This is a genomic window from Helicobacter pullorum (assembly GCF_900638355.1).
Classification (GTDB): Bacteria; Campylobacterota; Campylobacteria; order Campylobacterales; family Helicobacteraceae; genus Helicobacter_D; species Helicobacter_D pullorum.
In genome coordinates, this window is sequence record NZ_LR134509.1 from 788,127 (window position 1) to 813,633 (window position 25,507).

Consider the following 25,507-nt stretch of genomic DNA (forward strand, 5'->3'; position numbering starts at 1 on the left):
ATTTTTGGGGTGGAATTTGAGTGATTGTGAGATTTGCAAAGGCAATGTGTGGTGTATTTGCCTTTGTTGTTGCTTTGATACTTGGCATTATTCTTTGAAAATGATGACTTCATAAGAGCTTTGCTTCCTAATCACGGATTTATTGGGTTGATTGCTTTTGAGTTTTTCTAGGTGGATTTGCAATTCTTCGATTTCTCTATCTTGCTCATCAAGCTTATCTTTAAGGCGCAAGATAATATCTACTCCCGCAAGATTCACTCCCAAATCACGCGTTAAACGCAAAATTGTTTTGATTTTGTCAATATCTCTTTGAGAATAAAGCCTCATTTTGCCATCGGTTCTGCCCGGTTCTATTAGTCCTTCTCTCTCGTATTGACGCAAAGTTTGGGGGTGAATTGAGAGGATTTTTGCCACTACGCTGATAAGATAAACGGGTTCATCATAGCTATACATTGTGTTTCCTTGATTATAAGTATTTTTCTAAAGCTTTTGTAAGTTCTTTTGGCAAAGAATCTACATCAGGCAAAATAATATTTGCCTCCAAATATAAATCGCCATTTGTTTTGCTTTTGCGATTATAAGCACCAAGTTCTTTGACGCGGAATCTTTGGTTGTTTTTGGTGTTTTTTGGCACTTTTAGGGTGATTGTTTTGTAGAGAGTTTCTATCTCTACCTTGCCTCCAAAAAGAGCGGTTTTTAGGGGTAAATCAAATTTCTTAGTAAGATTGTCTCCATCTTGTGAGTATTGTGGGTGTGGTGCAACAGAAACTTTAAGCAACACATCTCCGCTTTGATTACCCATAGTTTTGCCTTTTCCTCTTAGGCGGATAGTTTCTCCATCTCTAATACCAGCTGGTATTTTGATGTCAAAATTTTGATTTTGGAGATTGATATTGTGTTTGCCCCCCAAAATAGCTGTGCTAAAAGGGATTGTGATTTGTGCATTGATATCAAGATTGGGTTGGCTTCTCCCTCCAAATCCTCCAAATCCGCCAAAGCTTTCAAATCCCCCAAAACCTCCTGTGCCTTGAGAGAATCCACCGCCACCAAAAATTTGACTTAAAATATCATCTAAATCCACATTGCCTTGCCCTCTTGCAAAATCATGGAAATTTTGTCCGCCAAACATTGAATCGCCAAATTGGTCATATTGTTTGCGTTTTTTCTCATCGCTTAGAATCTCATATGCAGCGTTGATTTCTTTGAATTTTTCTTCCGCGTCTTTTTCTTTATTGATATCGGGGTGATATTTTCTTGCTAAGCGACGATAAGATTTTTTAATCTCATCACTTGTCGCATTGGGCGAAACTTCAAGTGTTTCATATAGGCTTTTTGACATTTAATATTCCTTGCAAAATTAAATTAAACTTTTAGTGTATTATATAATAAAAGTTTAGTATATGTCAATCAACTTTTGGCTTTTTTATTTTAATGCTATAATCACAAATAAAATTCAAGGAAAAATGTTTATGGATAGTGCTTTATTGTGCCTCAATGCAAGTGCTGGGAGTGGTAAAACTTATCGTTTAGTTTTGAGATACCTTGAGTTATTGTTTTTGGGAGCGAAACCTTCAGAGATTCTTACGCTTACCTTTACCAAAAAAGCCGCCAAAGAAATGGAAGAGCGTATTGCCAAGAGTATTGGGGAAATCTATCAATATAGAAATGATAGAGATTATATTAATAAACTTGAGTGTATAAGCATTAAAGACAAAAATGATTTTGGGAAATTGCAAGAAAAAATCCATCAAATCTACCATTCTTTTTTGAAAGAGGATTTGAAGATTACTACCATTGATTCTTTTTTTCAGAGGATTTTAAAGAGCTTTTGTTGGTATGTTGGGGTGGAATATGATTTTGAAATACAAAGCGATGATAGAGAAAAAATTATAGAGATTTTTTTGACAAATTTAGATAACCAGCAATTACAAGGAATTTTAAATCTTTGCATTCAGAGGCAATTGCGTATTGATAGCGTAATTTCTTTTTGTGATTTTTTGGATTCTTTAAAAGAAATGTTGGAAAAAGAATTATTTATTTATCCTACAAAAGAGGGGCATAAACAGCAAGCAATGGAGTATGCTAGGAGGATTCAGGCTACTTATCAAGATACAAAGGGAGAGATTCATTCTGCTTTGGAATTTGATGATATTGAATCTTTGTTCCAAAAAGGAAAAACTTGGCTTACAAAAGAAAGATTGCAAGATTATAGAGGATTTTCAAAAATACCTTTTAGGGATGAGGATTTTATGGGGCTAAAAGAAGCATTAGTAGGGGTTTTTGTAGAAGAAGAAGCAAAATACCTTGAGAATCTCTATGGCATTTTTGTGCTTTATTTAAAAGCCAAACAAGAATATTATAAACAAACCAACACTTTAAGTTTTAATGCGGTAACTTCAAAAGTTTATGAATTGCTTTTGCAAAAACAGATTGATAAGAATTTTTTGTATTTTAGGCTTGATAGCACGATTAGCCATATTTTGATAGATGAATTCCAAGATACAAGTGTTTTGCAATATGAGATACTAAAACCTATGATTGATGAAATCAAAAGTGGGGAGGGGGCAAAAAGATTCTTACGCAGTTTTTTTTATGTGGGGGATATTAAGCAATCCATTTATCGCTTTAGAGGAGGGAATTCTGAATTATTTAAAATAGCCGCTCAAGGAATGCAAGAAGAAAGCCTCAAAATCAATTATCGCAGTGCCAAAAATATCGTAGAATTTGTCAATGAAACATTTTCTAATAAAATTGAAGGGTTTGTTCCTCAAGAGTCAAATAGCAAGATTAAAGGATTTGTGCAAGTTTATATACAAGAAAAAGAAGCTATTTTATCTCAAGTTGCTACAAGTATAAGGGAGCTTTTGGAGGTTGGGGCAAAAGAAGAAGAAATTGCGATTTTGACTTTTGATAATGATTGCGTGGTAGAAATAGCGGAGTTTTTGCAAGAGGAAGGGTTTAAAGTCGTTGTGGATACAAGTGCAAAATTGATTTTTCATAATGAGGTGCGTGCTTTAATAGAGTTTTTAAAATATCTTGTTTTTGAGAATCCGAAGTTTTGTGCAGAGTTTTTTATGCTTTTGGGATTAGAAAAAGAGAATTTAGAGCAATATTTCTATCTCAAAACGCAAAAACCTTCAAAAATTTTGTTAGAAATTATGCAAAGGTATAAAATTGCTTCTTTGAGTGCCAAAAAGTTTTTGGAATATTCTTTGGAATATCTTAGCATTGAAGAATTGCTAGAAAAAGTAGAATCCTTGCAAAGCGATATTGTTTCAAGTGATTTTTTTGGAATACGCATAATGACAATTCACAAATCCAAAGGTTTGGAATTTAATAATGTTTTAATTATTGATGATATTAGGGCTAAGAATCGTTCTGGTAATGTATTTTTTGAGTTTAAGGAAAATGGGGTAGAAATAAAAAGGATTTTTTGGCGTTCTAATGAATTGCGTATGCAAATTGATAAAGAGTATCAAAAAGCACTTCTAAAAGAAAATATTTTGAAAGAAAAAGATTTGAAAAATCAGCTTTATGTCGCATTAACTCGTGCAAAAAATACAATGCAAATTATTTTGCTAGACCAAAAAAGCCGCTTTGAATCTTTGGGATTGCAGTTAATGCAAAAAGGAGAGTTAAAACAAGCGATTTTGGAGATAAAAAGCGCTAATTTGGAAGATAGTTTGGCACAAAATAAAGATTTTGAGTGTTTTGCACACAATCAAAAAAGCCTAGAATCTTTAGGCAGACAAAAACAAATGCAAATCGCACAAAAAGAGGATTTAATAGGAGAAGTTGGGGCTGTTTATTATGGGATTGCATTGCATTTTGTGATGGAGCAGAAAATCAAAAATCAGCTAGAAGATTCTTTGATTTTAACCCTTTTGTTAAATAAAATGGGATTTTATATCGAAAAAAAAATATTAGAAAAAATCATCAATCATTGCAAAATTCTTTTAAATCATTCTAGTTTTATTGAAATAATGGGTAAAGGCAAGGTAAAATGTGAAGTTCCTTTTTTGATCAATGGTAGGCAAAAACGCTTAGATCTTTTAATCATCGGAGATAATGAAGCTTTTGTGATAGATTATAAAAGCGGTATGCAAAGGGAAATATATAAAATGCAAGTATTAGAATATATGCAAAGTGTGAATTTGATTTTGCAAAAGCCTACTTATGGTTTTATCTTTTATACAGAGGGTGAAGGAAAATTAGTTGAAGTGATAGGGGATTAAATGGAAACAAAAAGTCAAAATAGTTTAATTGCTTTTTTTAGCAAAATCACCAAAAGTGAATCTTTTGCAGGTATTTTATTGCTTTGTTGTGCGGTTTTGGCGATGATTGTCGCAAATTCGCCTTGGGGTGATAGCTATGCAGCACTTTGGAAAACAAAGTTTGGTTTTGATGTCAATGGCGTTTTTATAGGAATGAGTTTAGAGCATTGGATTAATGATGTTTTGATGGCTTTTTTCTTTTTGGTTGTTGGTTTGGAAATCAAAAGAGAGGTGCTTTTTGGGGAGTTGGCTGGATTTAAGAGGGCAGCATTACCTATAATTGCAGCATTAGGCGGTATGATTGGACCGGGTATTATTTATTTTACGCTCAATGCTGGGACACCTTCAGAACATGGATTTGGAATCCCTATGGCAACAGATATTGCTTTTGCCTTGGGGGTATTATCCGCTCTAGGCAAAAGAGTTTCTATTTCTGTAAAAGTTTTTTTGGTATCTTTAGCGGTTGCAGATGATTTGGGTGCGATTATTGTCATTGCTTTGTTTTATTCTAGCGGGATTAGCTTTGAATGGTTGGCTGTGGCAGTTGGGATTGTAGCGGTATTAGTGGTATTAAACAAAGCAGGTATCAAAGCATTGACGCCTTATATGATTTTGGGTGTGTTGCTGTGGATTGCAGTCCATAATTGCGGAGTGCATGCGACAATTGCAGCGGTTGTTTTGGCATTTACAATACCTGTTGCACCAAAGATTGATACCTTAACCTTTATGGAAAAAATCAAAACCATGATTAAAGATTTTCAAGAATCAGAAAAGCAAAAAGATGGCATTTTGTTGCAAAGTGAGCAAGTAGAAGCTTTGTATCATATTGCCAAACACAAAAATGCTGTTCAAAATCCACTTTTGCGATTAGAGCACGCATTGGCACCTTATTCAAATTATCTTATTATGCCGATATTTGCTTTTGCTAATGCAGGGGTAAGCATTGGTTCAAACATTGATTTTGGTATCGATCATGTTTTCTTGGGTATATTCTTTGGGCTTGTTGTTGGAAAGCCTCTTGGAATTTTTACTTTTACATTTTTAGCAGAAAAACTCGGAATCGCTGCAAGACCCAAAGGGGCAACTTGGGTAGAAATTTTTGGTGCGGGTGCATTGGGCGGTATTGGCTTTACAATGTCAATGTTTGTAACAAATCTCGCCTTTAGCGGAGAACATGCTCTTGTGGCGACAGATGTAGCTAAAATTTCTATTTTGATTGCTTCATTGAGTGCTGGGATTTTGGGTAGTATATTCTTTTTTGTGAGGGACAAAGTTACTCATCATCACTAAATTTGCGTAAAATGTAGCAATGAAGTATTGCTGCATTTTGCCAGCTCAAAGATAAAATTTCTCAATCAAATTCAATCATTTTTGTCTAACTCCAAAGATTTAAGTAAATTAGATTCCAAAAGAAACAATCACCAAACGCCACACACAGGGTAAAAAATCTCAAAGAGGCTTTAGAAATACTCATTGATTGATTAAAAATTTTAAAAATTGATTTTGAGTGTGCTTAGATTTTGTATAAAATCTTTATTGATAAAATAAATAAAATACCCCCTAATAATTGATTTGCAATGATTGCCAATACCCCATACAAACGCATTATGCCCCCCCCCCCCCCCATTATAAAAGTGATTTTAATAAAATATAAATATTTTATTTATTATTTTAAAGTTAGCTTGAATTTTATAAAATTTCAAATATTTTTTTGTAATTTTCATTATATATTTAAGGAGAATTAAATGTCTAACCAAACAAAGAATGCTACCCTAGTGGGGGGGGGGGGCAAAGCCTCTAAATAATCAATCCCTAGAAACAAAGAATCTAAAAAATGCTAAAGGTTTAGATTCTAAATCCAAAACAAATAAAGCTTTAGAATCCAAAAATATTAAAAATGTAGAATCCAAAAATTCAAAAGAGATTCTAAAATCAAAGATTCAAGATTCTAAAATACAATTAGAATCTAATCCCAAAGATTTCGCAAAATTAGAATCTCAAAAGATTTCTAAGATTGAATTAGAATCCAAAAAGATTCAAAGAGTTAGAAGCACTCTTGATTCTACAACCAAAAAAGCAAAAGAATCTAGCAAAACAAAATCTTTTGTCCGCATTATCCCTACTTCTATCGCTTTGGCTTCGGCATTAGCAAGCAATATGGCAGCAGCACCAAGTGATTTACCCAGTGGAGTGAATCAGGATTTTCAAAATGTGGTTTTAGAAGAGGCAAGTGGTATTAATCCTAAAGTAACTGTAAGTGGAACTATTAGCAATGGAACTATTACAAGTGGGACAGCAATTGTATCAGGTGGTAATATAGGTAGTTCAAGACGACAAAGTGCAGATAATCCTTATACTGGCGGAGATCTTGTGAGGGGTGATGGTGGTGCTACATCCACTATTATTAATGGTTGGGACATTAAGGGATACAATCAGGCTCAAGGTGTGAGCGACGGTAATGGGGGCATTAAAGTCACACAACGAAATATTCGGGCTTGGTCTTATGAGAGAATATATGAAGTCTTAAGGGGCACAAAAGCTGGAAATTTAACTATTGAAAACAATGTTACGATAACTGCAGTAAATGGTGGTGGTGGTGGTCGGCTTCTTGGTGATATCATTAGAATATCAGAAGATGCAAGTGCTGCTACTATCACAAACAATGGGATAATTAGGCATAATTCTGGTGGTGTAAATCTTGTTATTTTGGCAGATGGTGCCAGTGTCGATGCGGTTGTCAATAATGGCACAATAACATCAACAGCTACTGATGTATTGAAATTGGAAGCAAATAGCAACTTAAAAAAGATTGTTAATACAAAGCTTATGTCTGCAACAGGAAATGACTTAATTAGGCTAAGTGGTGGTAATAACTCTATTGAGCAAATAGAATTATCAAGTGGGAGCACAACTTCTGCTGGAACAAATATTATTAATGCACAAAGTAGTGCAACTATCGGCACCATTACCGCAGACAATGCAACTATCAATGGTAGTATTAATCTTGCTGGCACTTCTTCTATAACAAATGGAATCTCGCTTGATAATCAATCTAATATGACAGGTGATATATCACTAACTAACAATTCAAGAATACAAGGCGGTATTGTCCTTGATAATTCTGAAGTTACAGGGGATATTTCTTTGGCTAATGGTTCATCTATTCTTAATGGATTATCTTTGAATAATCGATCTACTATTACAAATAATATCTCACTTACTGAAAAAGGTAGTATAGATAGTTTGTCTTTGAATCAAGGAACAATCACAGGGGATATTTCATTAACAGGAAATGGAACTAATGTTGATGCTACAAGTGATACTGACAATACTAGAACAGCAACCATAGGGGAAATTACCCTAGAAAACAGCTCTACAATCACAGGAAATATTAATATAAAAGGTAATAGTGCTGACAATAATGCCAAAATAGGAAGTATTACTTTAGGGAATAATACAGGTATCGGAGGCAGTATTGCAGTTGGAGATTCTAACAATAATGCTAAAGGAACCATTGATGCAATCACTCTAAATGGCAACAGCACTATTGCAGGTGGAATCATTAACAACACTCATGGTAACATAGGCACAATTATCAATGATACTAGCAACACCACTCAAGTTAGTAATGCAGGAACTATTGGCACAATATCAATCAATCAAGGGGAAATTGATTATTCTGGAGATGGAATCATTACAGAAGAATTAGTAGTAGAAAAGGGTGCTACTCTCTCTATTGATAGTGGAAATGGAACTATCACTATGGATAGTGATTTTGGCTCTAAATTAAATCTAAAAGAAGGCTCTACTTTTAACGGTGCTATCAAAAATATAGGATTTGTGGATACCTTAGAAGTTACAGGAAATATTAGCGGTGGAATCACTAATGAAGCGACTATTGGCTCTTTAATCGTCAATGAAGATATAACCTATAATGAGAATAACGGAAGCATTGCTAATTCTTTGAAAGTTGCAAAGGATAAAACCTTGACTGCGGGCAATGGAATTACTTTGGAGTATGAATCTACTACATTTGCTAGGGCAGATGTGATTCCCGAAGATAAACCTTTTTATAATGCAGGAACTATTATAGGAGATATTGAAAATACAAGCAATTCTATATTGCCAAGCTTTACTAACTCTGGAAGCATTGAGGGGACATTTACTAATAATGGACATATTATACAATTTGTCAATGAAAGCACAGGTGTGATTGATAGTTTTGTCAATAATCAAACCATTGCTTTTTTCAAAAATGAGGGAAATATTAAAGACTTTAGCGGCAATGGAATCATCTATGGTGTGATTAACTCTAATGTAATTACAGGGCATTTTAATGAGGTATCAACTTCTTTGTGGAATGAAGAGGGTGCTACTATCACAGGAAATGTAACTTTAAAAGGCGCAAAGCAAGATTGTGGGGATAGTATCTGCCAACAATCCGAACTTCTTAATGATGGAGAGATTACAGGGAATGTTATAAATGATACAGACAAGCAAATTGATTTGTTAAAAAACACAGGAAGTATTGGAGGAAGTATTGCTAACTCTGGAAGTATTGTCGCCTTAGAAGTTTCAGGGGACATTGCAGGTGGTATTGCTAATGATGGCGGAATTGGTGCTTTGAGAGTTAATGAGAATTTGACTTATAGAGGAAATGGTAATATTACTAATGCTTTAATAGTTGCAGAGGGTAAAACCTTGAGTGCAGGTAGTGGAATTACTTTTAATTCTGCTGATGGAGCAATTAACAATCTAGGAACTATTGAAGGTAATCTTGCAAATGTAAAAGGTGCTACTCTTGCAAATTTCACAAACTCTGGCACTACAAGCCAAATTAATGGTAATATCACCAATAGCGGATTGATTGCTAATCTAGCAAATCAAGGAACCATTAGCGGTGATATCACAAACGACACTGATTCTACTATCACAAGCTTTAATAATAGTGGAACCATTACAGGTGATTTATACAATGATGGACACATTGATACATTAACTAATGCAGGAACAATGGGAACTATCTATAATAGAAGTAAAAACACGATTAAAAATCAAGTTAATAATGCAGGTGCTGTCATTGCAGAAATTGATAATAGCAATGGTAGATATGATACATTGCAAAACTATGGAACGATTACAGGTAATATCAATAACAATAATGGAACCATTACTAATCTTTTTAATGCTAATAGTGGAACTATTGGAGGCAACATTGATAATAGCAATGGAATAATTGAAAACTTTGAAAATAGTGGAACTATTGCAGGGAATATCACTAATAGTTTAGGAAATATTACTATTGATAACAAAGAAAGTGGATTTATAGGTGAAATCATTACAAGCAATGGAGGTATTACAAATATTTCTAATAGTGCAAATGGTAATATCGGAGTTATTACTAATAATATAAATTCTACTACAAATATTCAATCTTGGAATGTAGGTGATGCAAGCAATCCAAACAATCCTATCAAAGTAGCAGGAGATAATCTAGGTGGAATTAATACAGGCACTATCTATATTAACGCTATAGTTGGTAGAGAATATACTATAAGCGATATTGTAGAGGGCAGCAATGGAAATTTTGATAGTAGTGGAAACTCTTATGCAAGTCAATTAAATGGCGGAAAAGGAGAAAGCTCTATTGTTGATTCTTTGCGAGGTGTTGCAGATATTTATAGTTTCACTCATGTTGGAAAGGATAAATACAGCTTAGGCTTAGACACCAGAGAACTCTCCGGTAAAACCCTAGGTGCTTCTTTAATCTATTCATCCAGAATGCGTCAGATTGATACTAATAATATGCTAAGAGAAATTAATGTTAAAAACTTTAAAACAGACTTTGAAATATTAGAGCAAAGAGAAAGATTAAAAAACCAACAAGCTCTCTTAGAAAACTACAAACAACAAAGAGAATCTTATCTGAATGGATTAACCAAAGACAATAAAGAATTAAAAAGAGTAAGTTCTAAAGAATCTACTTCTTTAAGCACTTATGCTAATAATTCTAATATAAAAAGTGATGCAATAGAAGTAGTGGATTATTATAACAAAGATGCTCTAGCAAGCCTAGATAATCTTCAAGCAACCACTAAAGCTAATCAAGAAACTTATTCTAATTTAGATCTCTTAAGAGAGCTTGATGACATCTTCATTAGCCATACAGGAGATAAGGATAATCTCTATACCTTTGCACTCCCTTATACAAGATACACTTCAGCACAATTAGATGGAGGAGTAGGAACTCTAAAATCTCATGCATCAGGTATCCTAGCAGGAGCACAAGCAAAACTACCTAGTGAGAGAGGAATATTAGGAATCTACTTTGGATATGAAAGTTCAGATAAACAAGTAGGACAACAAAGATTAGACTTTGATGAAAAAGTTTATTATGGAGGATTAACTTATTATAATGTTTTTGCAAGAAAAGGAGTAAGTGAATATTATCTCTCTGCTAATACAAGAATAGATAAAGGGGATACAGACTTATATAAAACCTATCGCTCTGGAAGCACTACTATTAATTCTCAAGTAGATTCTTATGGATATGGTGCAGATTTAAAAGTAGGGGCTAATTATTATAATATCTATAATAACTCTGTTCTTTCTCCAGAGATTGGAATTAGTTATCAAGGAATTAGTACAGATTCCTTTAGACTAAGACACCTAGGAGGAGTAAGTGAGCATTATTATACACAAGATGTTAATTTCTTTGATATTAGTGCCTCACTTAGATGGCAAAGAGCATGGAATAATGTGTTTAAAACAATGGCTTCTTTAGGTGCAATGTATAATGTTTATAATGATGCTAAAGGAAGTGGAGTTATTGCTGGATTAAAACAATCTGCTGATATTAATGTAGAAGAACTCTATGGAACTACTCAAGTAGGAATAAGCTATGCTTTAGGAGAGAATGCTAACATTGCTTTAAATTATAGTGGTATCTTTGCAAATGGAGTGCAATCTCATGCAGGGTATATTAGATTAGGAGTGTGGTGGTAGAACACTCACTCTTAAAGTGAGAAAATTCTTGTAAAAGACTTTAGAAACGAGATTAACCTATTCAAGATATTTTTATAGATAAACTTTATACTAAAGTTTCTTTTACAAGATAGACTTAGAATTAAAAAGTTAAACTTTGATTTCTTAGATTTATTGAAGTTTTTTAATTTCTTAGATTTTTTTAATTTTTTGTAATAGATAAAACCTTAATCTATAAAGTTCTTGTAATAGATGAGAATTAATCTATTCAAAATATTTTTATAGATAAGCTTTATACTAAAGATTCTTTTACAAGATAAACTTTCATTTATCAAAGATTCTTTTATAGAATCTTTGTTTCTCTTTAATATTGAATTTAATAATAAGCTAGGCATTATTCTTTGCTTGGCTTTAGTTTGATAAGTGGAATATAACCTAACTAACTAATAATTAATATAATTAATCAATGCAATTAATGGAATGAATAGCTGATAATTAATGCAATTAACATTCAATATAAACTGCTATAACTAACAAGCAATATCGCTAATCAATGATAATAATTCAATATAAGATTAACTAATTATTTGTGTGAATTTGATTTGTGTTTGGGGTAGAAATTACTTCCAAAAGAAAATAACAGATTTATTTAGTAAATAATTAACAAATAAATGGTAGAATCTGACCTCAATTTTATTTTAGAGAGGTTAGCACTTATGGAAAATGCTGGAAATATCTTTACACAACTTTTACCTTTGATTGTCTTAATTGCAATTTTTTATTTCTTGATTATTCGCCCTCAACAAAAGCAGGCAAAGAATCATCGTGAAATGATTGCTTCTTTGGACAAAGGGGACAAAATTGTCACAAGTGGTGGTTTTATTGTAGAAGTAGTAAAACGCGAAGAAGATTATTTTATGGTGCGTTTAAATGACGATACGATTGTAAAATTGGCAAAAGATTATGTTGCCAAAAAGGCTGAATAAGAATTATGAAAAAAAGCTTCAATAGTAAATTATTTTTTTTCATCATCGCAGCATTGTTTGGGATTGCTCTATCTATCCCTTCTATTTTTCAGACACAAGGACCTAAAATTACTTTGGGACTTGATTTGCAAGGTGGATTAAATTTATTGCTTGGTGTTAAAACAGAAGAAGCGATTAAAACGCGTTATTCTTCTTTGGCTTCAGGGATAAATTTTTATGCCCTAGAAGAACAAATTTTGCTTGATGGGTTAAGCACTCAAGAAGATAGTGTGAGTTTTGAATTATTAGATTCGAATGAAAAGACAAAAATTGATAATTACCTTAAAGAAATACAAGGTTTGAATGTGAGTGAAAATAATTTGAAATACACTATTACTTTCACAGAAGTAGAAATTATCAATATTGAAAACTATGCAATTGAGCAAGCAATAGGAAATATTAGGAATCGTTTGGATCAATTTGGACTTTCTGAGCCGAGTGTTACTAAGCAAGGGGAAGATTCTATTTTGGTGCAATTACCCGGGATTAAAACTCAAGAAGAGGAACAAAGGGCATTAGAGCTTATTTCTAAAGGCGGGCATTTGCAAATGATGGCTGTTGATGAAGCAAGAAATGCAAGAGTTAATACAATGACGCCATTAGAAGCGGAATCTTATGGAGATGTGATTTTGCCTTTTGTGAATAATCCAAACCAAAAAATATTGCTTAAAGCTATCCCTATTTTAGATGGTGCAATGCTAACAGATGCAAGGGCTGCTTATGACCAAAATGGACAGCCTATTATTAATTTTACGCTCAATGCACAAGGTGGCAAGATTTTTGGAGATTTTTCTGGGAAAAATGTCGGGAATCGTATGGCAGTTGTGCTAGATGGGAAAGTGTATTCTGCACCTGTGATTCGTGAGAGAATCGGCGGTGGTAGTGGGCAAATTAGCGGTGGATTTAGTGTGCAAGAAGCAAGCGATATTGCTATTGCACTAAGAAGCGGTGCTTTGCCTGCACCCATTACTTTATTAGAAAAACGCAGTGTGGGACCAAGTCTTGGGGCAGATAGCATTAAGGCTTCTATGATAGCTTTGATTAGCGGGGCTGTGCTTGTTATTGTATTTATGATATTTTATTATGGTATTGCTGGGATTATCGCTAATCTTGCAATGGTGGTAAATATTTTATTGGTAATTGCTGTTATGGCACTTTTTAGTGCGACGCTAACTTTGCCGGGTATGGCTGGAATCATTCTTACAGTGGGTATGGCTGTGGATGCAAATGTGATTATTAATGAGCGGATTAGAGAGGGCTTTAGGGCTGGAGAAAATTTCATTAAATCTATGGAAAATGGTTATGCTAATGCCTCAAGGGCAATTTTTGATTCTAATCTCACTTCTTTGATAGCCGCTGTTTTGCTTTATATGTGTGGGACAGGAGCGATTAAAGGTTTTGCTATTACGATGAGTATTGGGATTGTTGCTTCTGTTATTACTGCTATTGTTGGAACTCATGGTATTTTTAGAATGTTGCAAAATAGAATTATCAAATCCGGTAATTATGCTCTTTGGTTTGGATATAAAGAAAGGAAAGTATAATGGAATTTTTTAGACATAATAAAATTTATGATTTTGTAAAATGGTCAAATTATGGAATTATACTTTCTGCAATTTTATTTGTGGGTTCTTTGTTTTTGTTTTTTAAGCCCGGATTTACTTTGGGAGTAGATTTTGCGGGTGGGACGATTGTCCAAATTCAATACAAAGAGATTGCACCATTAGCACAGATACGAGAAAAATTAGAGAGCGTTGAAAGTTATAAGGGCGCACAAGTAAGCGAGTTTGGAAGCCCACAAGAGATATTAATTAGACTTTCGGTTGCAACTTCTAATGTCAATCAAAACATTGGTGAAGAAATCGCAGAGTTACTCAAAGATACAGGGGATTTACAAATACGCCGTGTAGATGTAGTGGGACCAAAAGTTGGAAATGAGCTAAAAGAAAAAGGGATTTTGGCATTAACTTTGGCTTTGATTTCGATTATGGTTTATGTTGCTTATCGCTATGAATGGCGTTTTGCTTTGGCAAGTATTTTGGCATTGGTGCATGATGTTGTGATTGCTGCTGGGGCGGTTATTTTGTTTGATGTTGATTTGAGTTTGGAAGTTATTGCAGCACTTTTGACGCTTATTGGTTATTCTATCAATGATACTATTATTATTTTTGATAGAATCCGCGAAACCATGAGTGTAAAGGCGAGTAATGATTTAAAAGCAGTGGTTAATGAAGCCTTATCGGCAACTTTGTCTCGGACAATGCTAACTTCATTGACAGTGTTTTTTGTAGTTTTGACGCTTTATTTGTTTGGTGGTGAGATTATCAAAGGATTTAGTTTGCCTATGTTGGTTGGCTCTATTGTTGGAAGTTATAGTTCGATTTTTGTTGCGAGCAAACTTGTAATGCTTTTAGGTTTTGATTTGAAAAAATATCACCAAAAACTTGTAGAAAATGAACGCAAAGCATTAGAAAAAAAGAAAATGCGTGAAATGTATGAGAGAGGAAGATTATAGGAGGTTTTTATGGACTGGGGCAAGGTAATTTATATCTTTTTTGTTTTGATGAGTTTGACCTCTACCATTGGATTTTTGTGGGAGCAAAATATTGTAATGCTTTTTATAGCCGGAGGAGTGAATATCATTTCTACCATTCTAAAAATAGGGGTTAGGAATTATATGTCTGCTGAATTAATGGCGGCTTCTTTGGTGGCAGATTTGCATTTAATACCTGCTTTTATTTATATGCAAGTTTTAAATAATGCTAATGTTGCAGTGGCACTCGCACTTGGAGCATTGGTTGCTAATATTGTTTCTATTATTTTTCTTGCAATTGAGAGTATAAAAAAATATGATGATTTTAATTGAGGGATAACTAATGGAATATAATGCAAAAGTAATCGAGAAAAAATGGCAAGAATTTTGGGAAAAAACTAATGCTTATGAACCCAAAGAAGACAAAAATCTTCCTAAAAAATATATTTTAAGTATGTTTCCATACCCGAGTGGAAATATTCATATGGGGCATGTGAGGAATTATTGTATTAGCGATGCAATTGCAAGAAATTATCGCAAACAAGGCTTTAATGTTTTGCACCCTATTGGTTGGGACGCTTTTGGAATGCCTGCTGAAAATGCAGCAATCAAAAACAAAACTCACCCAAAACAATGGACTTATGCAAATATAGAAAATATGAAAAATCAACTTTATTCTTTGGGATTTTCCTTTTCTAAAACGCGTGAGTTAGCTACTTGTGATTTGGAGTATTCCAAATGGGAGCAATCTTTATTTATCGATATGTGGGAAAAGGGCTTAATCTACCGCAAAAAAGGCTATTTGAATTGGTGTCCTAATGATCAAACGGTTTTGGCTAATGAACAAGTAATTGAAGGAAAATGTTGGCGTTGTGATACTCAAGTAGTCCAAAAAGAAATGTATCAATATTATATTAAAATCACAGATTACGCCGAAGAATTGTTGCGTGATTTGGATACTTTGGAGGGCAAATGGCCTAATCAAGTATTGACAATGCAGAGAAATTGGATTGGAAAATCTCGCGGATTGAGTTTTTCTTTTGCATTAGAAAAAAAATGTGGAGAGTTTGATTCTTTGGAGGTTTTTACGACTCGCCCTGATACAATTTTTGGGGTAAGTTATTGTGCTTTGGCACCAGAACATTCTTTGGTAAAAACACTGATTGCAAATAACGAACTAAGCCTCAATATAAAAGATGAAATTGAAAAAATGCAAAACACTTCTGTGCGTGAGAGATCTCAACAAGAAAAAAGGGGAGTGCCTCTAGGAATCTACGCAATCAATCCTCTAAATGGCGAAAAAATACCGCTTTGGGTAGCAAATTTTGTTTTAATGGATTATGGAAGTGGAGCGGTAATGAGTGTCCCTGCCCATGATGAAAGGGATTATGAGTTTGCAAAAAAATACAATTTGCCTCTTAAACAGGTTATCCAAAAAGAGGGGGAAGAGACAGCATTGCCTTATTGTGAAAGCGGAAAAATCATCAATTCTGGTAAATACGATGGATTGGATTCAAATATCGCCAAAGAAAAAATTATCGAATATTTTGAAAAAAATTCACTAGGAAAAGCGGTAATACAATTTAAATTGCGTGATTGGGGTGTTTCAAGACAAAGATATTGGGGGACTCCTATCCCTCTTATCCATTGTGAGAAATGTGGAATTTTGCCTGAAAATAAGGACAATTTGCCTGTGGCATTGCCTGAAGATGTAGTGATTGATGGAGAGGGGAATCCACTTGATAAACATTCAAGCTGGAAACATTGCGCTTGTCCTAAATGTGGCAATAAAGCCTTGAGGGAGACTGACACACTAGATACCTTTGTAGAATCAAGTTGGTATTTTTTGCGTTACACAACGCCCAAAGAATTGCGAGACAAAATGCTTTTGAGCCCAGAAGATGAAAAGTATTGGATGGGAGTTGATGAGTATATTGGCGGGATTGAGCATGCTATTTTGCATTTATTGTATTCAAGATTTTTTACCAAAGTATTGCGAGATTTGGGATATACCAAAATAAGTGAGCCGTTTTTGCATTTATTGACGCAAGGAATGGTTACAAAAGATGGTGCAAAAATGAGTAAATCCAAAGGCAATGTAGTTGATCCTCAAGAAATCATTGAGCAATATGGAGCAGATACCGCTAGGCTTTTTATACTTTTTGCTGCTCCGCCAGTGAGGGAATTAGAGTGGAATGATTCTGCATTAGAGGGGGCTTTTAGGTTTATTAAAAGATTGAGTGCAAAAATAGAGAATGCCTCCAAAATGGAATCTTTACCAGAAATTGATACAAAAGGACTTTCAAAAGCCGAAAAATATGCTAGAAAAAAGGTTTATGAAGCACTTAAAAAATCAAATGAAACTTTTATCCATGAGAATGGATTTGCCTTTAATACATTAATTGCTGCTTGTATGGAAGCATTGAATGCTTTGAGTGAGCAGGACAATCAAGCAGTTTGGAGTGAGGGTTATTTTATCTTGTTGCATATTTTAGAGCCAATCATTCCTCATATTTGTTGGGAGCTAAGTGAGCAGTATTTTGGGCTTGAAAATTTTAAATTTATTTCAATAGATAATGATGCCCTAAAAGAAGATTCTATCACTCTTGCAATTACAATTAATGGAAAACGAAGAGATGAGATTGAAACTTCTTTGGACGCAACCAAAGAAGAGATTTTAATCCTTGCAAAAGAAAAGGTAGCAAAATGGTTGGAGGGGAAAAACATAACCAAAGAGATTGTTGTGCCAAATAAATTAGTTAATTTTGTGGTGCAGGGATAATGAAAAATTTTCTTTATGCTTTAGTGGCTTGTTTGTTTTTTGTTGGTTGTGGTTATCAGCCAATAGCCCATCAAGCTAATAAAGCCTTTGGTGGCAAGATCTTTGTAGAAGTGAAAATCTCTCTTAGAGAACCTCAAAATAGCATAACACTCAAAGATGAAATTTCCAAAAGTATTTTTGAGCGATTGCATGCTAGGGTTGTGGATAAAAAGGAAGCAACTTCTATCATAGAAGTAGAATTGCAAAGCGTGAGTTTTAGCTCTTTGGCAGAAAACACAACAGGATTTGCAACCTTCTATCGCTGTGAAGCAGTGGTTAAGTTTAAATACACCAATCAAATCACGCAAAGCACTCGAATCTTTACCAAAAAAGGCTATTATAATTTCTCGCTTGGAACTTCCTCTATTATTACAGATTCTGCAAGAATAGAAGCAATTGATGAAGCGGTTATTCAAGCACTTGATGGGTTTATTTCACAAGTAGGAATTGAAACCTTTTAATGCAAAGTATCCAAAATATCGCTAGGGAAGCATTAAAACAGCTTTTAAGAGAGGGGAAAAGTCCAACTCCAGATGCTTATGCAGAGGCATTTTATAATTATGCTAGAAAAAAGGGCATTAAAATCGGAGAGGAAAATTCCGCACTCAAAAGTATGCTATCTGTGCTTGATGAGGAAATAAAAGATACTCTTTTAAGTCAAGAATTTAAAAACAAAGATGAATGGATTATTTATCTTGTGAGAATGCTTAATCAATTTTATTTTTACAAAAAGAACTTTACTACACAATTAGAGATACTTAGGATTCTTTTGCGACTTCTTGCTAATTGTCCGCAAAAGGAAATTAGCTCACTTGCCAAAGGACAGCTTTTAGAGCTTGATAATTCTAATTTGCAAAATATGCAAATATGGAAAGAAAGGTGGAATGAGCAGGTTAGAAAAACTCCAGAAATTGTTGGCAAAGAGGGTGAAGTTTTGGCGATGATGAGTGAGTTTCAAATTGATAATTTGGATTTTAAAGAATGGCAATGTGAGCTTAAAGAATATCTTAAAGAGCAAAAGATTCCAGCACAAACTCCAAAAATTATGTCCAAACTAGAAGAGGTTTTGAAGAAAAATCTAAATGCAAATATTCAAAATAACCACCAAAATACCCTTCAATACCGCTCTAGCGATTCTTTGCCACTTGATTCTATGACAACTCTAATTAGCAAAGAGGGAATGCAAAAGGTTTTGGAATTTGCCGAAGAAGAATACCAAAAAAGCCACAAAAACTATTCAATCATTGTATTTGGTATAGTTTCTTATCACAAAATCGTTGAATCTTTTGGGAGTGAAGCAGGAAAGCGGATTTTGGCGACACTTGGGAGATTGCTAAAAGAATATAGCACACAAAGCGATTTGATTGCGTATTATAGCAAAGAGGAGTTTTTGGCGTGTTTGCTAGATAGAAGCAAGGAAGAAGCGATAGATTTTATCCAAACATTGAGTGAAATTGTCAAAAAAAGTATTTTTATGTATCAAAAAACGCGTATCCATATCGAGCTTAGTGCGCAAATTTCTTATCGTGAAGATGAAGAGAGTATGCAAAAAATGCTAGAGACAACCCTTGAATCTTTTCAAAACAATAAAGACAATAAAGGAATCTTGTGAATGCTTTAATGGAATTTTTAGACAAAAAAGGGCAGGAATATGCGCCTTTTGAGCCAAAACGCGCTCCAGAGATTCTAGCTTTATTAAATCTCACACTTCCCAAAAAGCTTAAAGTGATTCATATTATCGGGACTAATGGCAAAGGAAGCACAGGGAGATTTTTAGCCTTAATGCTTTATCAAAAAGGCTTTAATGTGGGGCATTTCACCTCGCCGCATTTACTCAATTTCAATGAACGCTTTTGGCTTAATGGCAAGAATCTAGCTGATGAGATTTTACAAAAAGCATTTTTGGAGCTAGATTCTGCATTATTAAAAGAAGCAAGCTATTTTGAAGTTTTGACATTTTTAGCTTTTAGGGTTTTTAGGGATTGTGATTATTTGGTGTTGGAAGCGGGGCTTGGAGGGGAGTTTGATTCTACGACAACTTGTTTTAAAAGAGATTTGACGCTTTTTACGCACATTGGAATTGACCATCAAGAGTTTTTGGGAGAAACCATAGAAGAAATTGCCACAACCAAACTTAATGCAATGAGTAAAAAGGCTATTTTGGGGATACAAAGTGATTTAACGATTGTTATGCTTGCCAAAAAAATAGCACAAGAAAAACAAGCCAATTTGCAGATTTTGGAAAAACAAGATATTTTGTCATCTATTAAAGAGTATTGCAAAAAACACGCCTACCCAAAATATCAAGAAGAAAATCTAACTTTGGCGTATTTTGGGCTTAAGGCATTAGGGCTTGATATAGCTTTAGAATCTTTGGCAAAACTAGATTTAATGGGGAGAATGCAAAAAATCTCACACAATATTTGGCTAGATGTTTTGCACAATCCAAGTGGAGCAAGAGCTATTTTGCAAAATTTTAGCAAAGAAAAATATGTTTTAGTCTATAATTCGTATTTTGATAAAAACCCAAAAGAAATTTTAAGTATCTTAAAACCTATTATCAAACGCATAGAAATTATGGAAGTGGATAACCCCCGCATAATTCCAAAAGAAGAATTAAAAAATATTTTAAGAGAGTTGAGAGTGGAATTTAGTGATTTTGTAAGTATTAAAGATGATGAAAAATATTTGGTATGTGGCTCATTTAGCGTGGTGAGTGAATTTTGCAAAAGAAGTAAAATATGAAGAATCGCTTTGTTGTAACGATTACAGATATTAATGGTTCTAAACAATACAATATCCATCAATATGTTAAGCAAATTATTCTTTATGTTATTTTATTTGTTGTGGTGATTTTCTTTTTTAGTGCGATTTCTATTCAATTATTGCTAAAAGAAGTCAAGCAGATTGAAACTAAACGCGATTTAATGCAGCAAGAATTTTTAAAAATCAATGAAAAAAATGAGCAATTACAGGCTTTAATTGATGAGAAAACCGAAGAATTAGTAAAAGTTTCTGATAAAATAGAGGATTTAGAGGGAATTGTAGGGATAGATAAGCAGGTTTATGAGCAAGATTTAAGCCTAATGGAAAGAGTAGATTTAGCAAGCATTACAGGTGCTCAAAAAGCATTTGTTATGCAGCTTATACCAAATGGTGCGCCCATTAGAGGGGAATACCGAATCACTGCTTCTTGGGGTTCAAGGTTGCATCCTATCTTAAGACGCACCCATTCTCATACAGGTATAGATTTTGGAATGCCTATTGGCACCCCTATTTATGCACCTGCTGATGGAGTGGCTGATTTTACTAGCACAGGTTATAATGGTGGCTATGGAATTATGGTAAAATTAGAACATTCCTTTGGATTTAAAACCTTTTATGCACATTTAAGCAAAATTGTCGTGAAACGCGGTGATTTTGTGAGACGAGGGCAGTTGATTGCTTATTCTGGAAATTCCGGGAGAAGCACAGGACCGCATTTGCATTATGAGATTCGTTATTTGGGACGCGATTTAAATCCAAAGCCATTTATTGAATGGACTATGCGGGATTACACGCAAATTTTTGAAAAGGAGAAAAACATAAAATGGCAATCTTTACTAACAATGATAAACAAACTATCGGAAATTCGGGAAACACCAGTATTATCTCGCAGGGAACAAGAATAAAAGGAGATATTGTAAGCGAGTGCAATTTGCATATTGATGGGAGCTTGGAGGGCAGTATCATCGCAAAAAGCAATGTGGTAATTGGCAAAAGTGGCAATGTCAATGGAAGTATTAATGCAGAACATTTGGTGGTAAGTGGTAAGCTAATGGGGAATTGCGAATGTGCTATTGTCGAGATTCTTCCACAAGGCAGAATCGAAGGAGAAGTGAGAGCAAGAGAGCTTATCATCGAAAAAACTGCAGAATTTGTCGGACATAGCATTACACACAAAGATAATGAGATTAAACATTCTTTTGATAAAAGCAAAAATATTCCTAGCAATACACCAAAAAAAGTTGAGAATGTAGGTGATACAAAGTAGTTTTTATGAATTTTTCAAAACTCATTTAAGGGATTTTCAAGAAAAATACCAAAATGGCTTAATCTGCCTTACAAACGACAAAAATGACGCACAAAAATTGGCAGATGTAGCTAGTTTTTTGGGAATACAATCCTTTGTGTTGGAGGATTTAAGAGCTGTTTTTGGGGAGGATTTGCGAAGCTATCAAGAGGAGCTTAGAGAGATTTTAAACACTCTTAAAAACTTCTATACGACAAATTCACCAAAAATCCTTTTTTCCCCTTTGCAAACTTTGCTCAATCCTATGCCAAAATTAGAGGCTTTAGAGGGATTTAGCATCGGTTTTGGGGAGAGTTTGGAGCTTAGAGAGTTTCAAGAGACTTTATTGCATTTTGGGTATGAGTTTGTAGAGCTGGTAGAAATGAGTGGCGAGGTTTCAATACGGGGAGATATTATTGACTTATTTTTGCCAAATTATGAGAATCCTATCCGCCTTTCACTCTTTTGTAATGAAATCGAAAGTATTAGATTTTTTGATGTGCAAACGCAGTTATGCTTTCAAGAAGAAATAGAAAAGCTCGAGATTCTTCCTGCATTTTTTAATCTTAGTGCCAAATCCTATGAAGAGCTTTTGAGTAAAATCCAAGAAGCCAATATCGAAAATTCCTTACATTATCAAGGGAATTTAATCGCAGCTTATGGGCTTTGGTTTTTGGAAGAAAAACAGAATTTATTAGAAATTTATCCTTATCTCAAAGCACCCAATATTCAAGATTTGCTGGATGAATTATTGAGTTTCCAAGAGCAAAACAAAGGGTTATTAAAGCAGATTTTAGAGCACAAAAGTATAGAAGTTAGCCAAAATTATGAAGATTTTGAATGTGCTTTTAGAAATATTCCTACTTTTTTAGAATTTCACAAAAACAAAAAAATCACGATTATTGCAAAGACTGAAAGCCTAATACGACAGGCTGGAATCTCTTTGGGCGAGCATAAAGAATACCAGTTGGTTTTGGGCAAAGATTATGGAATCTGGATTTTGGGCAAAGATGAGTTGATTTTGTCACTCAATACCAAAACCAAACAAAAGAAAAAATTTGCCAATAAAATCCTCATTGATGAACTTAAAGTTGGCGATTATGTGGTGCATATTGATTATGGTGTGGCACTTTTTAATGGGATTGTGCAAGCAAATATTTTTGGTGCTACAAGGGACTTTATCGAGCTTAAATATTTGGGGGAAGACAAGCTACTTTTGCCTGTGGAAAATCTCGATAGAATCGACAGATATATCGCTGATGGTGGGATTCCGATATTAGATAAACTCGGCAAAGGTTCGTTTGCAAGATTAAAAGAAAAAGTAAAAGAAAAACTATTTGTCATCGCAAATGGCATTATTGCCCTAGCTGCCAAAAGAGAGCTAATTGATGGCATTGTTTTGGATACCAATAAAGAGGAAATTTTGATTTTTCAAAATCAAAGTGGATTTGTCTATACAAAAGACCAAAGCAAAGCTATTGAAGAGATTTTTAAGGACTTATCAAGTGGTAGGGTTATGGATAGGCTTTTAAGTGGCGATGTGGGCTTTGGCAAGACAGAAGTGGCTATGAATGCGATGTTTGTAAGCTATCTAAGCGGGTATCAATCCGCCATTATCACGCCTACGACTTTACTTGCCTATCAGCATTATTTGACGATTAAATCGCGTTTTGAATCGTTTGGGATTAAGATTGCAAGGCTTGATAGATATATCAGCACAAAAGAAAAAAAGGCGATTTTAGAGGGATTAAAAGATGGCACTATTCATGCAGTGGTAGGCACACACGCTCTTTTGAATGTGAGTTTTAAGAATCTTGCTTTGATTGTGATTGATGAGGAACATAAATTTGGAGTGAAGCAAAAAGAAAGAATCAAAGAAATAGCCCAAAATACGCATTTGCTTTCTATGTCAGCTACACCTATCCCAAGAACTCTCAATATGGCACTCTCTCATATCAAAGGCTTAAGTGAGCTAAAAGAAGCACCAAGCCAAAGATTACCCACAAGGACTTTTGTCAAAGAATATAGCGATTCTTTGCTCAAAGAAGTGATACTAAGAGAACTAAGACGCGGTGGGCAGGTGTTTTATATCCACAATAATATCTCTACAATCAATCAAAAAAAAGAAGAAATTTTAACCATCTTGCCCCATCTCAAAATTGCGATTTTGCACTCTCAAATCCAAGCACAAGAATCAGAAAATATCATTATGGAGTTTGCAAAAGGCAATTTTAATCTTTTGCTTTGCACTTCTATTGTCGAATCAGGCATTCATCTCCCTAATGCAAATACGATTTTAGTAGGTAGAAGCGATTGTTTTGGCATTGCAGATTTGCACCAGCTAAGAGGGAGAGTAGGGCGAGGGAGCAAAGAGGGATTTTGCTATTTTTTGATAGAAGATTCAAGCTCTATCACACAAGAAGCACAAAAACGCCTTTTGGCATTAGAAAAAAACGCCTATCTAGGAAGTGGCGGTGCTTTGGCTTACCATGATTTAGAGATTAGGGGAGGCGGAAACTTGCTAGGCGAGGCACAAAGTGGGCATATCAAAAATATCGGTTATTCGCTTTATCTAAGAATGTTAGAAGAAGCTATCTATCAATTAAGCGGAAATATCAAAGAAGAAAAAGCAAATATTGATGTAAAATTAAGTGTTACAGCGTTTTTAAATCCCGAGTTGATTGCATCAGAGAAGTTGCGATTAGAGATTTACCGCCGACTTTCAAGGTGCGAAGAAGAAAGTGCAGTATATGGGATTGAGTCAGAGATTGAAGAGCGTTTTGGGGCGTTAGATATTTATACCAAACAATTCATTGCTTTAATTGTCATCAAAATAAAAGCAAGAAAACAAGGAATAATAAATATCCTAAATTATCAACAAAATATCACTTTTGTAGATTTACAAGGCGAGAAAACGACTATCGCTGCAAAAAGCAAAGATGAAGAAGATATTTTGGAATCTGTGATGAAGTATTTAGAAAGCTTAAAGGGATAAAATGCGTTTTGGATTTATCGGGGATATTGTAGGGAAAGTTGGTAGAAATTTGGTAAAAGATTATATCCAAGAAGCAAAAAGGACTTATAAGCTAGATTGTATCATCGCAAATGGCGAGAATGCAAGCCATGGATTTGGATTGAGTGTTTCTACCTTTTTGGAACTCCAAAGCTATGGGGTGGATATTTTTACAGGTGGGAATCACATTTGGGACAAAAAGGACATTTTCCCCTTTTTATCACAAGAAGATTCGGTGATATTGCGTCCGCATAATTATCCACAAGGTGTAATGGGAAGCGGAATTTATCGCAAAGAGATTGAGGGAGAATCCTTTGCAGTGCTAAATCTTATGGGGCATTTTGGTATGCCACAATGTGATAATGCCTTTATCTGTGCAAAAGAGGCAGTAGAATCTCTCCACAATCAAGGGATAAAAAATATTATTATTGATTTTCATGCAGAAGCCACAAGTGAAAAAAGAGCAATGTTTATGATGCTAAAAGGCAAAATAGGTGCGATTCTTGGGACGCATACGCATATTGGGACAGATGATTTAGAGATTTTTGAAGGCACTTTTGGTGTAAGCGATGTGGGAATGAGTGGAGCAAGAGAAAGTGTGATTGGTATGGAGATTGATGAGCCGATACAAAGATTTTTAAATGGCTTGCCAAATCGCCTAAGAATCCCAGAGGGCAAGGGTATCCCAACTATTTTTCAAATGATAGTTTTTGAACTAAAAAACGGCAAATGCACAGAAGCCTTCAAACTCAAAGCAGTTGATGGAGGCAGTTTGCAAGAAACCTTAAGGGCATATAGCAAATAGG

17 protein-coding genes are annotated in these 25,507 nt (G+C 34.4%); 15 read left to right on the plus strand and 2 right to left on the minus strand.

Annotated features, from left to right (window positions below; genetic code table 11):
* Positions 1-87: 87 nt before the first annotated feature.
* Complete coding sequence (locus EL247_RS03950) at positions 88-453, minus strand: heat shock protein transcriptional repressor HspR (RefSeq protein WP_065827896.1); 366 nt, start codon at positions 451-453, stop codon at positions 88-90.
* 13 nt (positions 454-466) lie between these two features.
* Positions 467-1,339 (minus strand): DnaJ family protein, encoded by an 873-nt coding sequence (locus EL247_RS03955; RefSeq protein ID WP_054195786.1) that lies wholly within the window; start codon positions 1,337-1,339, stop codon positions 467-469.
* A 130-nt stretch (positions 1,340-1,469) separates the two neighbouring features.
* On the opposite strand from EL247_RS03955, the gene EL247_RS03960 reads away from it, so the two are divergent.
* The 15 genes from EL247_RS03960 (at position 1,470) to EL247_RS04030 (ending at position 25,506) form a co-directional block, all read left to right on the plus strand.
* Entirely contained in the window at positions 1,470-4,235 is a 2,766-nt protein-coding gene (locus EL247_RS03960; protein ID WP_126442017.1) for a RecB-like helicase, read from the plus strand.
* Positions 4,236-5,564: a sodium/proton antiporter NhaA gene (gene nhaA, locus EL247_RS03965; RefSeq protein WP_054198498.1), complete on the plus strand. Its 1,329-nt coding sequence runs from the start codon at positions 4,236-4,238 to the stop codon at positions 5,562-5,564.
* Positions 5,565-6,431: 867 nt separating this feature from the next.
* The gene (locus EL247_RS03970; protein WP_126442018.1) at positions 6,432-11,279 is read left to right on the plus strand and encodes a hypothetical protein; all 4,848 of its coding nucleotides are present in this window, start codon (positions 6,432-6,434) and stop codon (positions 11,277-11,279) included.
* 695 nt (positions 11,280-11,974) lie between these two features.
* Positions 11,975-12,244: a preprotein translocase subunit YajC gene (gene yajC, locus EL247_RS03975; protein ID WP_005022939.1), complete on the plus strand. Its 270-nt coding sequence runs from the start codon at positions 11,975-11,977 to the stop codon at positions 12,242-12,244.
* Positions 12,245-12,249: 5 nt separating this feature from the next.
* Positions 12,250-13,827 (plus strand): protein translocase subunit SecD, encoded by a 1,578-nt coding sequence (secD, locus tag EL247_RS03980; RefSeq protein WP_126442019.1) that lies wholly within the window; start codon positions 12,250-12,252, stop codon positions 13,825-13,827.
* Positions 13,827-14,798 carry a protein translocase subunit SecF gene (gene secF, locus EL247_RS03985; RefSeq protein ID WP_005022945.1) on the plus strand — a complete coding sequence of 324 codons (972 nt, stop codon included), beginning with the start codon at positions 13,827-13,829 and terminating at the stop codon, positions 14,796-14,798. The genes secD and secF overlap by 1 nt, the downstream gene beginning before the upstream one ends.
* 9 nt (positions 14,799-14,807) lie before the next feature.
* Positions 14,808-15,149 carry a DUF6394 family protein gene (locus EL247_RS03990; protein ID WP_005022949.1) on the plus strand — a complete coding sequence of 114 codons (342 nt, stop codon included), beginning with the start codon at positions 14,808-14,810 and terminating at the stop codon, positions 15,147-15,149.
* A gap of 10 nt (positions 15,150-15,159) precedes the next feature.
* Positions 15,160-17,598 carry a leucine--tRNA ligase gene (leuS, locus tag EL247_RS03995; protein WP_126442020.1) on the plus strand — a complete coding sequence of 813 codons (2,439 nt, stop codon included), beginning with the start codon at positions 15,160-15,162 and terminating at the stop codon, positions 17,596-17,598.
* Positions 17,598-18,098 carry an LPS assembly lipoprotein LptE gene (gene lptE, locus EL247_RS04000; RefSeq protein ID WP_126442021.1) on the plus strand — a complete coding sequence of 167 codons (501 nt, stop codon included), beginning with the start codon at positions 17,598-17,600 and terminating at the stop codon, positions 18,096-18,098. The genes leuS and lptE overlap by 1 nt, the downstream gene beginning before the upstream one ends.
* Positions 18,098-19,249, plus strand: a complete 1,152-nt coding sequence (locus EL247_RS04005) for a diguanylate cyclase domain-containing protein (protein WP_126442022.1) — start codon at positions 18,098-18,100, stop codon at positions 19,247-19,249. The genes lptE and EL247_RS04005 overlap by 1 nt, the downstream gene beginning before the upstream one ends.
* The gene (locus EL247_RS04010) at positions 19,246-20,382 is read left to right on the plus strand and encodes a Mur ligase family protein (RefSeq protein ID WP_126442023.1); all 1,137 of its coding nucleotides are present in this window, start codon (positions 19,246-19,248) and stop codon (positions 20,380-20,382) included. Before EL247_RS04005 ends, EL247_RS04010 begins: the two co-directional genes overlap by 4 nt.
* Positions 20,379-21,308 (plus strand): M23 family metallopeptidase, encoded by a 930-nt coding sequence (locus tag EL247_RS04015; protein ID WP_005022961.1) that lies wholly within the window; start codon positions 20,379-20,381, stop codon positions 21,306-21,308. The genes EL247_RS04010 and EL247_RS04015 overlap by 4 nt, the downstream gene beginning before the upstream one ends.
* Entirely contained in the window at positions 21,227-21,670 is a 444-nt protein-coding gene (locus EL247_RS04020; protein WP_054195793.1) for a bactofilin family protein, read from the plus strand. Before EL247_RS04015 ends, EL247_RS04020 begins: the two co-directional genes overlap by 82 nt.
* Positions 21,657-24,683: a transcription-repair coupling factor gene (gene mfd, locus EL247_RS04025; protein WP_126442024.1), complete on the plus strand. Its 3,027-nt coding sequence runs from the start codon at positions 21,657-21,659 to the stop codon at positions 24,681-24,683. Before EL247_RS04020 ends, mfd begins: the two co-directional genes overlap by 14 nt.
* A 1-nt stretch (position 24,684) precedes the next feature.
* Entirely contained in the window at positions 24,685-25,506 is an 822-nt protein-coding gene (locus EL247_RS04030) for a TIGR00282 family metallophosphoesterase (RefSeq protein WP_054198508.1), read from the plus strand.
* The last annotated feature ends 1 nt before the right edge of the window (position 25,507 follow it).